The sequence below is a fragment of the Pseudoalteromonas sp. QJM3NY_12 genome (assembly GCF_056173165.1).
Map to the genome: position 1 here is coordinate 1893741 of NZ_CM149661.1, position 12789 is coordinate 1906529.

Sequence of the window (12789 nt, forward strand, 5' to 3'; positions counted from 1 at the left end):
GTTTAAATTAAAAACCAAAAATACTGATATCAAAAAACTTCGTTGCAACGGTATTTACAAAAATGATTAATAATATCGCTGGAATAAAGGTTTGCAGTGAAAAGTTAACGTACTTTTCCATAAAGCTATTAGCATAATTAGGAGAGCCTTGTCTTAGCTCTTCGCTTAAGCGAACTTTTTTCCATTTATACATTACAAACAAACACACCATTAAACCATTTAAAGGCAATATTGTGTCGTAAAATACGTCATAAACAACATCAAAAAAGCTCTTATTACCACTACCGTAGCTAGTAAAAGTAGTTAGGCTGTCAATCATACCAAACGACATAATACACAAAATAGTTAATATACCGGTTGATAAAGTGAGTATGCCCAGCGCTTTTTTACGGCTAATGCCTTTACGATCGCTTAGTGTTGCTGTTGGTACTTCAACAATAGATACCAGTGATGTGATAGCAGCAAAAAATACCAATAAGAAGAAAATAAATGCCACGGCTGATGCGCCAAAATAGCCAATATCATTTTGTAACGCTAATAAAATTTTTGGAAGGTAGACAAAAATCATTGAAACTGACGAGTCAGATAACTTAGCCGGATCGGTATTTGGGTCAAAGCTAAAAATAGCCGGTAACACCATTAAGCCTGCTACAAACGCAACCAGTGAGTCGGTAATAGCGACCATTTTAGCACTGCCTACAATGTCATCTTTTTTCGAGATATAAGATGCATAGGTAATTAAAATACCCATACCTAACGACAATGAGAAAAACGCTTGGCTCAATGCGCCATTCAGCACGCTGGCATTCATTTTACTAAAATCAGGAATAATGTAGTACTTAACACCGGCCATGGCGTTATCAAGAGTGAGTACGTAACCCACCAATATAATAAGCATGACAAATAAAGCTGGCATTAAAAATTTAGCTGCTTTTTCTATGCCGTCTTTTACGCCACCGACCAAAATTAGGTTAACAATAACTACTACCAGCGCCATATAACCAAACACGGTATAGCTATTTATAAACTCACCAAAGTGTCCAGGGTTTGCCAGCATATCTAAATTACCCAGCGCGGTTTGGCTCAAGTAACCAAAAATCCACACCGTGATCACCATATAAAAAACAGCAATCATAAATGGCGTTAATACCGCTAAAAAGCCAGCAAATTTCCATTTTTTGTCGTTATTAGCTAATTTTTTGTATGCACCTAGCGGGTCTTTTTGTGCATGCCGACCCATGGCCATTTCGGCCATCATTACAGGTAAACAAATGAATGCGACAAACAAAGCATAGACGAGCAAAAATGCACCACCGCCATTCTTAGTCGCAGAAACTGGAAAGCCTACTAAGTTACCAATACCCACAGCAGAGCCTGCCGCTGCCAATATAAATCCTAAGCGGGAGCTAAAGTGCTCTCTATTTTCACTCATGTAATAACCTTGTTATTATTTATCTTATCCAAGGGACTCTACCAGTGTTACGCAACGCTTTTCAAGCAATTACCGTGTAAAAAAACATTCTTGCTGTAAACATCGCCATAAACACTTTTAATTCACCATTTATCAACGCTATGCTAGTATGCAGTTAATTAAATTTAACAAGTTTTGAGAGTATTTATATGTTGTATATGATTTATTCAACAGACGTCCAAAATAGTTTAGAGCACCGTAAAGCGGCTCGCCCAGCTCATTTAGCGCGCTTACAAACGCTAGAAGACGAAGGCAGACTATTAACCGCAGGTCCACTTCCAGCCATTGATAGTGAAGACCCTCAAGATGCAGGCTTTACGGGTTCTTTAGTGATTGCTCAATTTAATTCTTTAGAAGACGCCAGAGAATGGGCGGCAGATGATCCTTATGTTGCCGGTGGCGTATATGAAAACTCTATTGTTAAACCATTTAAAAAAGTGTTCCCTGCTTAATTAAACTATGACCACCCTGTTTAACTGCAACCAGCAATTCAGGGTTTGTTCACTCATTTTTAATTAAACTTTGCTTAATAAAAACTTAAATACACCGCAAGGTATTAAAGTTTTAGTAGCTTAGTTTTTAAGCTAAGCAGGTCTGTTCTAGGAGTCCCGTAATGCGTGTATTATTAATACTCAATTTAATCGCGGTAGTGTGTTTGGCTAATTTTGCCCATGCAAACAATACCAAAAGCAAAACCGATAAAGTTGAGGTAAGTAAAAAAAAAGCAGTAATACTTGCAAAACAAACTACAGACGGTACAACGTTAAAGATTTCTGAAGAAACACTTTTTTTTACTGTACGAATTTTAAAAGCTGACGGCCACGTCGTCGATTTGAAAATAAACAAGAAAACTGGCGAAGTGAAAAAGGATTAACCAATGCGAATTTTAGTAATAGAAGATGATTTACATTTGGCAGACAATCTGCGCAATGCATTAGAAAAAGAGCGTTACAGTGTTGATTTATGTCACGACGGTGAAGCTGGCCTTTTTCACATCACTGAATACCCTTTAGATATGGCTGTAGTTGATTTAGGCCTACCTAAAATAGACGGTATTGAACTAATAAACAAAGCACGCGCCCAAGGGGTGACTATTCCTATTTTGATTTTAACCGCGCGCGATCGCTGGCAAGACAAAGTAGAAGGCTTAGATGCCGGTGCTGACGACTATCTAACTAAACCATTTCATGTTGAAGAACTGATTGCTCGTTGTAATGCGCTTATTCGTCGTAGTGCAGGTAAAGCAAATCCAGAAATGACAGCCGGCCCTATTAAAATTCATACGCGTTCACAACAAGTATGGGTAAACGACAAAGAACTGAGCTTAACTGCGTATGAGTACAAAGTACTCGAATACTTAATGGTTAACCCACAAAAAGTAATTTCAAAGTCTGAGCTTACAGAGCATATTTACGACCAAGACTTTGACCTTGATTCGAATGTAATTGAAGTGTTTGTACTACGTTTACGTAAAAAACTCGACCCAGATGGCGTGCTTAACCCAGTAGAAACACTGCGTGGGCGTGGTTACAGGCTTAAAAGCCAGTGGTAGGACCGCAAGTTTCGTTAAAAATAAGGCAAGGATTTATCCTTGTCTTTGTTTTGTTAGTCGCCCTACCCATTTTGTTTTACTCCATAGGTAAAGCGTATTATGAGTCACTTGTTGATGCCACCGAAAAAAACCTCGAAGCACACCTGTATTCACTTATTTCCGAAGTTGATTTTACCGAGCGCGGCATTATTATGCCCAGCTCTATATTAACCCCCGAACTCAACAATTTAAACTCAGACACCTACGCCATGATATACCGTGACGACGTGCCTATTTGGCATTCTGAGTCGGCGGTTAACGTTAACTTTGTTCCCCAATATATAGAGCCCAAAGCAGGCGCTGCCGACTTTAGACGTGTGGTGTATAACAACACTGCTTATTGGCAATTAAGTTTAACGGTAATACTTAATAATATTGACCAATCAGAGCAAGCACGCTTTATTTTATTAAAACGTAACGATGCCCTACTGCGTTTAATGGATGGCTTCAAGCAAACTTTAGTCGATTGGATGTTTATTATGGGGATTGCCATTGCAGGGTTAATGGCCATTGGTTTTATTTGGAGTGCACGACCTCTGCAACGTCTAGATAAAGAAATAAAAGCCATTGAATCAGGCGATATTCAAGAAATTAAAGGCTTATACCCCGTTGAACTGCAAACCATTAAAGCCGACCTAAATTTACTATTAGAGTCGCAGCAACGCCAAAAAGAGCGATACCGCGCCTCTCTTAGCGATTTAGCCCATGCACTTAAAACGCCGTTAGCTGTTTTAAAATCAAGCCCATTAGCTAACGATGCAGATGCACAAGAACAACTCGACAGAATTAATGTGATGATCGAGCACCAATTAAAACGTGCAGCCACAGGTGCTTCCGATACATGGAAAAAGCAAACCCCTATCAAGCCGGTTATCGATTCTATCTTAAGTGCGATGAGTAAAGTATACCGCGATAAAGACATTATATTTAATTGCCAAGTGAGCGATAAAGATTATTTTTTAGGTGATAAAACCGATTTAATGGAGTTATTAGGCAACTTAATAGATAATGCCTGCAAAGCCTGTCGCTCCCAAGTCAGTATTAATGTTTCACAAGCTAGAACGCTCAGTATTAGTATTTGTGATGACGGCCCTGGGATCAAGCCTGATAAACGTGAATCATTGTTACAACGCGGTACGCGCCTTGATACCTACGAAAGCGGACACGGTGTTGGAATGGCTATTGTATCTGACTTAGTTAAGTCGTATCACGGGCTGTTAACTATATCTCAGTCGCAACGTTTAGGCGGTGCAGAATTTATTCTCGAGTTTAATTATCATGAAAAAAAATAACTACATCCTTTGTTTTAGCTTAAGCCTTTTATTGTTATGGGCACAGCAAAGTATGGCTGCTGAGCAACAATGTACATTGCAAAGCAACGCCCTGCCAGAGCAAATTAAAGATTACACACAATGTTTAGATGCCAAATTAAATAAAGTGCAACAGCAACAAGACAGTTGGATCCAAAAGCGCACTTTTGAACTGGCCGAATTAGAAAGTGAAACTGGTAATACCATCATTTTATCACTGTTTAAACAAAGTATTAACGCCAAAGATAAGTACATACAAAAAAGCTGCCAGTGGCGTTACATGTTAAAACAACCTAATTCACTGGAAGCTGTAGTAACTTATAAAGAGTGTGAAATAGCAATGATAGAGCAATTCATTCAGCAGCTTAAAATGGGGCTTTAACCAACTCTTAATTAAACATTATTTGTTGTTTCTTGTTAATTTCGTGGTTAGTATTTTGGGAAGTGCAGCCTTAAAGGCTGCATTTTTGTAGTTATATACTTTGTAATGTGATTACTCTGACCACACCGCAAATTCATTTCCATTTGGGTCGCTAAAGTGAAATCGTCTACCACCTGGAAATGAAAATGTAGGCTTAATTATTTTGCCTCCAGCTTCCTCAATTTTATTTTGAGTCGCTTCAAGGGCATTACTATATAACACAATTAACGGGCTTCCGTTTTTAGTAGAAACAACCAAGTCAGATTTAAAGAAACCACCATCAACACCTTGCCCTGTAAAACTACAATATTCTGAGCCATAATCCTCAAATGACCAGCCAAACACGTCACTAAAAAAGGCCTTAGTAGCTGCAATATTTTGTGCAGGAATCTCAATATAGTTAATTTTATTATTTTGAGTCATTTTAGTTTTTACCCTTATTCTTGTTTATATTATTTGCGACTTGGACTAGTAATATACAAAGGTAGAAGCAATGCTCGATAATCATAAGCAAACTTCAGGTATTTGAATTGCACTACTCAACCTGTGCTTTTTCCCACCATGGTTTGGAAAAATCAACTTTATCCTCTGGAATAACCATTGGGTGTTTTCTCAAATAATACGCCCAGAAAGCTTTTTCATATTTTGGGTTATAAATTTTAAAATTCCCTTGGGCTTGATACTCTTCTAGAAGTTTACGATAGGCACCTACAGGTTCATGAGGGTTTCCTTGTTGGAAAATAACTGTACCTCCATACGTTTCATAAAGATACTTACTAATTTTGTAAGTTTTAACGACGTCTCTATTTGCTCTAAATGAAGCTTCTTTCATTTCAGAAGTTAATGTCTCAGTTGATGACTCTGAGCTAAATCGATGCATAGCTTCAGTAAAACTTTCTACTTCTTCGGCTGTTGGTTCTAAATTATGTTCATCAGGTAACTTTTGGATAATTCGTTTCCAAATTATTGAAGTTAATTTATCTGCTCGCATTTTATCAAGCACATTATCTTCTGATAAACCAGGATAAGAGCGCTTATATCCTTTTAAAAACCTCAAATCTATTTCTAGATCAGTAACATGTATTGTATTCCCTAATATCTGGGCTACTTTTGCTGAGCTATCCTCTTGAGCAAACGCATTCAAAGAAAACGTTAATAAAAAAGAACACACAATAACCATAAACTTATTTTTCATAATCTACCTCCTTGTTTAATAACGCCGCCTCTCCGACAAATTTGGAGCACAACGAAAATGGTGATACAGCAGCGCCTTTTTATAATTAAACATTCTCTGAGATCAGCTATTAATTCATTTTCTTCAATAGAAAGTTTGATGAGCTCTTTCGCTACTATATCTAGAAATCTATTTGCATTTTCAAGCAACTTTAAAACTGAATATTGCTCTTGAAATTCATATTGTTGGCCGTGAGCTATATCACTTTTAAGCCCAAACAGCTTACTCCAAAGCTTTGGATGCCCTATGTCTCCAAAATACTCTTCATGCTTAAAATGTTATTCCGCTAGATTCCATAAGTTTCCTTAAATTCTAACAATTTAACACTGCGCGATCCGCATATATCTATACCAGCGCTACGTTTAATTTTTCTACTAGATATAGTTTTAACAAATTAGCTAACATATTACTATCATTAAGTTTTTATTATTTTAAAGCGGAGTTCATTAGCACTCTGTTCCCGCTTGGCTCATTTTCCTGAATATAGAGGCGCACTCAGCTTATTCACTTAGTCCATAAAACGTTTTGACAAATCTGCATAAAAACCACAAACTACCTACCAGTAGATTGATTTAGCTGAAGTGATTTTAAAATGCATAAACCTGTGGTTATTATTGGTGGTGGCTTAGCGGGCTTATATACTGCTTACAACCTTAAAAAACGTGATATTCCGTTTTTATTATTAGAGGCCAAAGCCAGTTTAGGTGGCAGAATTGCGTCTCATTATTTACCGACTAGTAACACCATTAGCCACGATTTAGGCCCTACCTGGATATTTCCGCACCAGCCTAATATTCAACAATTAGTTGCTGCTTTAAACATCCCCGTGTTTGAACAATACAACCAAGGCGATGTGTTGTATCAAGCATCGCATACTGCCCCTGCACAGCAAATTGCAGGGGCTGGCGAAATGCAGTTATTTAGAATACAAAACGGTATGAGCAAGCTTATCAATTTGCTTTATCAGCAGCTTGAGCCAAACACCGTTAAATTAGAGCACGCTGTTAGCGAAGTAAAAACGCTCTCCGATGGCTGGCATATAAGCGCTAATTACCAAGGGAGTACGCAACACTATACTTGCGATCAGTTACTATTGGCGTTACCGCCTAGAATGATCAGCCAACATTTAACCCCGCATTTATGGGCTGATAATGGTTTAGCACAGCGTTTAGCGTCGGTGCCTACGTGGATGGCAGGCCAAGCAAAGTTTATTGCCACTTTTGAGCACGCTTTTTGGCGAGATAGAAATTTATCGGGACAATGTTTTAGCCGTGTAGGCCCATTGGTAGAAGTTCATGATGCGTCAGCCAGTGAGCATTCTTACCCTGCTCTGTTTGGCTTTATTGGCGTGCCTTACTTGCAGCGCAGTAAAGTGACCAGAGAACAATTAACCCAAGCTTGCCTTGATCAGCTCAGCTATTTTTACGGTGAGCAAGCCTATTCAGCGAAAAGCTGCATTATAAAGGATTGGGCTGAGGATGAATTTGTTGCCAACAGAGATGACCAAATAGGTGTATCGCAGCATCCTGAATTCAATTTTTCAGGGCTTAGCGAGCAGCTTAAACAGTTAAAAGTGCATTTTGTGGGGAGTGAATTTGCACAGCAAGATGCAGGCTATTTAGAGGGGGCTATAAACGCTGTAGATAGCGCCTTAGCTAATTTAATGAATCCTTAGCTTTTTAAAAGGCGTGCAATGTAGGCACGCCTTTATAAGGTATCAGTCTTCTGATTTGATAACGGTTTCTTCACCTGTGCCAAGCATAGTAGCTAACCAACGCCCTTCATCACTGGCTTCAAGTGCTATTTTTACAATCATGGTTAACGGCACTGATAGCAGCATACCCACAGAGCCTAATAACCAGCCCCAAAATATTAATGATAAGAACACCACCAAGGTAGAAAGCCCGAGGCCTTTACCCATGTATTTTGGCTCTACAATATTCCCCATAACGGTATTAATAGTTAAATAACCCGCGCCGACGAGCCCTGCCACTAATGGACCTTGCGTAATAAGCGCCAGTAACAGTGCTGGCACAGCCGCAATGATTGAACCAATGTTAGGAATGTAATTAAGCATAAATGCCAATACGCCCCATAGTACAAAATAATCAACATCGAGTATCCACAGGTAAAAACCAGCAATTACACCGGTAGCTAAACTCACTAAGGTTTTAATGGCTAAATAAGAGTTAATAGAGTCTAAAAAACGGTCAATTTGCTTAATTTTGCTGTCGGGATCGTCCAGTGCTAAATGAATTTTTTTGCCAAGTATCGGCCCTTCAAACAGCATAAAAACAACCGTTAAAATAATTAAAAACATATTGGCCATTACGCTACCTAAACCCGTTAGCATATTGGTGGCAACATCAACCATTTTGCCAGGGTCAAACATAGACAAAATTTGTTCTTTATTAATTAAAATATTGTATTGCGAGGCTACATCAACCAACCATACAAATTCTTCTTTTAATTGTGCTTTATATTCAGGTAATTGTTTTGAAAAATCGTTAACCGACTGCCCTACTAAACCGCCTAAGCTAACCCCTAAGCCCATAATAATAAGCACCACAAGCACTACCGCTATGCCTTTTGGAATACGGTAACGAGCAAAAAAATTAATGAGTGGGCTACAAATTATGGCTATAAATGCTGCCAAAATAAACGGAATAACAATAGCGCTTGCGGCTTTAATACCCGCCAGCACAATGACCAAAGCGGCAAAAATTATTAAGCTTTTATTTACCCCAGTTAAACTTGCCAATACTCTTATCCTATTACTGTTATTTGGCTTTAGTGTAAGGCAAAAGCTAATAGAATGAAATGTTTAAGGGTGATCATAAAAATTATTGGTACGTATAAGTTTGCAAATCGTTGAGCTGGAGAGTATAAATTTTAAACATCCTGCTTTTTTTATAATTTCGGAGTTGCAATGCATATATTTTTTACTGGCGCCACAGGCTTAATTGGTAGGCACCTTTGCCCTTTCTTGTTGCACCACCACGATGTTACTGTACTGAGCAGAAACCCAACCAAAGCAAAAGTATTGTTAGGGCACCAGGTTAACGCTATTGATAGCCTTGAAGATGTTGATTTTAATACCGTTGACGTGGTTATTAACTTAGCCGGTGAACCTATTGTAAATAAACGTTGGAGTAATAAACAAAAAGCAGTCATTTGCGATAGCCGAATCATTGTTACGCAAGCGATTAGTGATGCTATTAAGCAGTGCCATACCCCGCCACATACTTTTATATCTGGCAGTGCAATTGGTTATTATGGTCGACAAGGCGACAGACTAGTTGATGAAAACAATACAGAGCCTCATGATGAATTTAGCCACCAACTGTGCAAAGATTGGGAGCAAGCAGCTTTAAAGGCTGAGTCTGACGAAACTCGAGTGTGCTTATTACGTACCGGTATTGTATTGGCTAAAAAAGGCGGCGCGCTTGGTAAAATGTTACCAGCATTTAAGCTTTGCGTAGGTGGTCCAATTGGCAATGGTGAGCAAGGTATGTCGTGGATCCATATAGATGATATGGTTCAGCTCATTTTATTTTTAATTCGCAATAAAGAAATATCTGGTGCTATCAACGCTACAGCCCCTGAGCCGGTAAGTAACAAGCAGTTTAGTAAATCATTAGGAAAAGCATTATCTCGCCCTGCGTTTATGCCTATGCCTGCTGGGGTGCTTAATATATTAATGGGTGAAATGGCCGACTTACTTACTACCGGCCAGTATGTGGTACCTAAAAAAGCATTAGACCATAACTATCGTTTTCACTTTACTAAAATTGACGCTGCATTAGAAAGTTTAGTCTAGCTACTGGCCTTAACGGATTAAGTTTGTAGTAGGGGGTAAAAGTTAATACTTTTTACCCTCTTGCTATTTTTGTGTTACTACCTAATACTTATAGCTGTATAAACGCCTTCAATTAGCTAAAAGAGCCCCTTAAACATGCTTCATTTACCTACATTAATTAGCCTCTGTTTTATTCTTAACTTGTTTATTGCTGTGTTCTTTTTTTCTGTTTATAGATACAAAAAACAACCTTGCTATTTATTTTTTGCTACCGCCTGTTGCTCGTTTATTACCGCAATTGCACTAATTGGTTTAAGAGATTTTATTGAGTTTCCATTATTAACCCATTTTTTTGCTTACGTTTTTATTATTTTAAGCCCATTACTCATTATTTTAGGGTTAATACCACAAAGCCAAGCGCCCGCGATAAAATTAACGCCTTTATACTATGCAAGCGCCATGTGCTGCACGCTTTTACTTGCAGTGTACCTTATTGATGCAGGGCAAATTATTACCAGTATTATTACTGCTGTATTATTTAGTTACGCTGCGTATTTAATGATTAAAACTCCAAGTGTTGCTGTAGTCCAACAACGCTTACTCGTTGCCTGTTTTGCAATACACAGTGTGGTGATGCTGTTGCAAGTTGTACTCCTTGTTTTGCTCTACTCAAGCCAAATAAGTCAAGCCAGCTTAGCTTTTGGATTACAGTTGTTATTGGTAACGCATTTATTTTTAACTACCGCTACTGCGCTAATTTTACCGTTTATTAAGTTTGCTAATGCTGAGTCTAGACTAATAAATTTAGCGAATCACGATCCTTTAACGCAGCTTTTAAACAGGCGTGGATTTTTCCGTTTATGTAAAAAAATAACTAAAACCGCGCCTCTTAACAGCAGAGTATCGTTGATCATGCTCGATATTGACCTGTTTAAACAAGTGAACGACCAATACGGCCATGAAACTGGCGATGAAGCGATAAAGTGGATTGCACAACATATTAACGAATTGTTTTTTGAGCTTGGAGTTACTGCTCGAATTGGCGGAGAAGAGTTTGCTATTTTTCTTAATCAACAGAACTTAGCGCAAGCTAGGCTGTTAGCTCAAAAGCTTTGTAGTAGCATTAATGAATACCCGTTTTATTTTAATGGTAATAGCATTGCACTGTCTGTAAGTGCTGTGGTAAGTAGCATGTTAGTGCGCGAACTAAATATGCAAGAACTGTTGTTGCAAGCCGATAAACGGCTTTATCTTGCTAAAGAAACAGGCCGAAATAGAGTGGTCACCCACGATGAAAAAAGCTTGTTAGCAAAAGCCCCCTCTGCCATCATTTAATTTAGTCATAAAAAAAACGACATCATAGTTGATGCCGCTTTTATACGTTTACCATTTTTATGGTTACTTACTGATCCAAGGCGTTACTTTAACAACCTCGTTAATATCAGCTAATATGGTTGTGTTATCTTCCCAGCTATCGGTTACTTCAAAATAACACACTGACTTTTCGCATGTTATACGCTCATCATCAAATTGCTTTGGAGTTTTAAAGGTAACAACCACGCCTTTTTGTTCAGGCAATAAAAACCACATTAGTTTGCTAACAAAAAAGCCAGATAGGTCTGTTAATAGCTCTTCAAGCTCATTATTAATAACTAATAACGATTGCTTTGATAACGCCAGTCCATCTAGTTCATTAGCTTCTATTTGTAACTTTAACTGACAGTCGTGAACCGGATTTTTTGGCTGAACTACAATCACCGCTTTATCGGTATCTAGCTGTTTATCGAACGGTAATAGCAATTGCGCTTTGTCGGTATAATTAAGCGGGTACTCATTTTTTTCAGTTAAAATAGTACCACTCTTAATACTACATACTTCGTTAGTACCAATATCGCTAATATAAAAGTTTACGCGGGCGTACTGAAAGTCCCCTTTGTTTACCACTTTTAAACGGTCGTAAAAACCGTCGTACGACATTACAAACTCTTTAGCAACCGCACTACTAGCGGCTATTGCAAAAAAGCTGGCTGTAACTAATTTTAATACCATTTTATTCATTAAAGTACGCTCGGTTTTGATTTATCATTGTATTTAATTCTTCAATGTACGCTTCACCACGTTCAGAGTAAGACATTAAACCATACGTTAATTTAGTCGCTAAAATAGGTTTTTGTTGTGCGCGTAAGTCTTCGCGTATAGTACGTAACTCTTTGTAAGCATTGTGGGTATTAATATTTTTAAAATAAGAGCTTACTGCTGCACGTACCGATTTAAATGCAGCCACTTCATGCTCGGCTTCACTATTACGTCTTCTTGGTACCATGCCACAGCCTTTTTTGTAGCACCATTGGCCAAAAAAGTTTAAGCCAATTCGTGCAAAACGCGAAGTACCCCATGCAGACTCATTGGCTGCCTGCATTAAGGCCATTTCTTTAGGAATGATGTCTACGCGGCGCAGTGCTTGGCTTAAAGTAATAGTATCTAAGGTTTCAGATAATCCGTACGACTTAAGTATTTTTTTAATATCACCCGTTTGTTTTTTACTGAGCGGTTCACTGTGCTCTATCATCATGCGTGCAATTTCAAGGTTTGCACGTTGTTGTAAAATCTTTTTGTTTTCGGCTTCTACATGAGGCTTAATAAAGTTAAAAAACGCATGTTTTTTCTCTTTCACATCAGTGAATTCTGAGAACTTTGGCAACTTAACGTTGTGCAATGGTTTTTCTTTCTTCTTCTGTTTTGTAATATCGTTAGTGCTGGTTTGCTCGTCTGATACTAGTTCATCAGCATCAATAAACGGAAGGGTCAACGCCCAAATAACAACGGCGGCTAACAACAACTGAAAAATAGTTTTTAACATGTATTATCTCAATTTAACTCTAAGTTATGTATGGTGTAGTCACATACATACGAAACATCATTATACCTAAGCCACTTTATAAACGCGAATACTGAACAACCGA

At 38.2% G+C, this 12789-nt stretch carries 14 protein-coding genes; 8 read left to right on the forward strand and 6 right to left on the reverse strand.

Going from position 1 to position 12789, the window contains the following annotated elements; genetic code table 11:
* Positions 1 to 7: 7 nt before the first annotated feature.
* Entirely contained in the window at positions 8 to 1432 is a 1425-nt protein-coding gene (locus tag AC0VZ5_RS08760) for a sodium-dependent transporter (RefSeq protein WP_010390240.1), read from the reverse strand.
* A gap of 188 nt (positions 1433 to 1620) precedes the next feature.
* Here AC0VZ5_RS08760 and AC0VZ5_RS08765 point away from each other — a divergent pair, with 188 nt between their 5' ends.
* From AC0VZ5_RS08765 to AC0VZ5_RS08785, 5 genes are all read left to right on the forward strand, one after another.
* Positions 1621 to 1923, forward strand: a complete 303-nt coding sequence (locus AC0VZ5_RS08765; RefSeq protein WP_054201050.1) for a YciI family protein — start codon at positions 1621 to 1623, stop codon at positions 1921 to 1923.
* Between the two features lie 161 nt (positions 1924 to 2084).
* The gene (locus AC0VZ5_RS08770) at positions 2085 to 2345 is read left to right on the forward strand and encodes a PepSY domain-containing protein (protein WP_010390245.1); all 261 of its coding nucleotides are present in this window, start codon (positions 2085 to 2087) and stop codon (positions 2343 to 2345) included.
* A gap of 3 nt (positions 2346 to 2348) precedes the next feature.
* Entirely contained in the window at positions 2349 to 3023 is a 675-nt protein-coding gene (locus AC0VZ5_RS08775; protein WP_010390247.1) for a response regulator transcription factor, read from the forward strand.
* Complete coding sequence (locus AC0VZ5_RS08780; protein WP_475472427.1) at positions 3017 to 4354, forward strand: ATP-binding protein; 1338 nt, start codon at positions 3017 to 3019, stop codon at positions 4352 to 4354. Before AC0VZ5_RS08775 ends, AC0VZ5_RS08780 begins: the two co-directional genes overlap by 7 nt.
* On the forward strand, positions 4341 to 4754 hold the full coding sequence (locus tag AC0VZ5_RS08785; protein WP_138605969.1) for a hypothetical protein: 414 nt from the start codon (positions 4341 to 4343) through the stop codon (positions 4752 to 4754). The genes AC0VZ5_RS08780 and AC0VZ5_RS08785 overlap by 14 nt, the downstream gene beginning before the upstream one ends.
* 111 nt (positions 4755 to 4865) lie before the next feature.
* On the opposite strand, the gene AC0VZ5_RS08790 is transcribed toward AC0VZ5_RS08785, so the two are convergent.
* Together AC0VZ5_RS08790 and AC0VZ5_RS08795 are read right to left on the reverse strand one after the other, a co-directional pair.
* Positions 4866 to 5216, reverse strand: a complete 351-nt coding sequence (locus tag AC0VZ5_RS08790) for a VOC family protein (RefSeq protein ID WP_290167725.1) — start codon at positions 5214 to 5216, stop codon at positions 4866 to 4868.
* 112 nt (positions 5217 to 5328) lie between these two features.
* Entirely contained in the window at positions 5329 to 5988 is a 660-nt protein-coding gene (locus AC0VZ5_RS08795) for a hypothetical protein (protein ID WP_475472430.1), read from the reverse strand.
* Positions 5989 to 6619: 631 nt separating this feature from the next.
* On the opposite strand from AC0VZ5_RS08795, the gene AC0VZ5_RS08800 reads away from it, so the two are divergent.
* Complete coding sequence (locus AC0VZ5_RS08800) at positions 6620 to 7702, forward strand: flavin monoamine oxidase family protein (RefSeq protein ID WP_475472432.1); 1083 nt, start codon at positions 6620 to 6622, stop codon at positions 7700 to 7702.
* Positions 7703 to 7744: 42 nt separating this feature from the next.
* Here AC0VZ5_RS08800 and AC0VZ5_RS08805 read toward each other — a convergent pair whose 3' ends face one another.
* Positions 7745 to 8788, reverse strand: coding sequence for an AI-2E family transporter (locus tag AC0VZ5_RS08805; protein WP_010390257.1), 1044 nt, complete (start codon positions 8786 to 8788; stop codon positions 7745 to 7747).
* Between the two features lie 168 nt (positions 8789 to 8956).
* Between AC0VZ5_RS08805 and AC0VZ5_RS08810 the strand changes: the two genes are divergently transcribed.
* Both AC0VZ5_RS08810 and AC0VZ5_RS08815 read left to right on the forward strand, forming a co-directional pair.
* Positions 8957 to 9847, forward strand: a complete 891-nt coding sequence (locus AC0VZ5_RS08810; RefSeq protein WP_290167734.1) for a TIGR01777 family oxidoreductase — start codon at positions 8957 to 8959, stop codon at positions 9845 to 9847.
* A 135-nt stretch (positions 9848 to 9982) separates the two neighbouring features.
* Positions 9983 to 11161, forward strand: coding sequence for a GGDEF domain-containing protein (locus tag AC0VZ5_RS08815; protein WP_475472435.1), 1179 nt, complete (start codon positions 9983 to 9985; stop codon positions 11159 to 11161).
* 63 nt (positions 11162 to 11224) lie between these two features.
* Here AC0VZ5_RS08815 and AC0VZ5_RS08820 read toward each other — a convergent pair whose 3' ends face one another.
* Both AC0VZ5_RS08820 and AC0VZ5_RS08825 read right to left on the reverse strand, forming a co-directional pair.
* Positions 11225 to 11884: a DUF2987 domain-containing protein gene (locus AC0VZ5_RS08820; protein ID WP_475472437.1), complete on the reverse strand. Its 660-nt coding sequence runs from the start codon at positions 11882 to 11884 to the stop codon at positions 11225 to 11227.
* Positions 11877 to 12686 (reverse strand): glucosaminidase domain-containing protein, encoded by an 810-nt coding sequence (locus AC0VZ5_RS08825; RefSeq protein WP_475472439.1) that lies wholly within the window; start codon positions 12684 to 12686, stop codon positions 11877 to 11879. Before AC0VZ5_RS08825 ends, AC0VZ5_RS08820 begins: the two co-directional genes overlap by 8 nt.
* Positions 12687 to 12789: the final 103 nt, after the last annotated feature.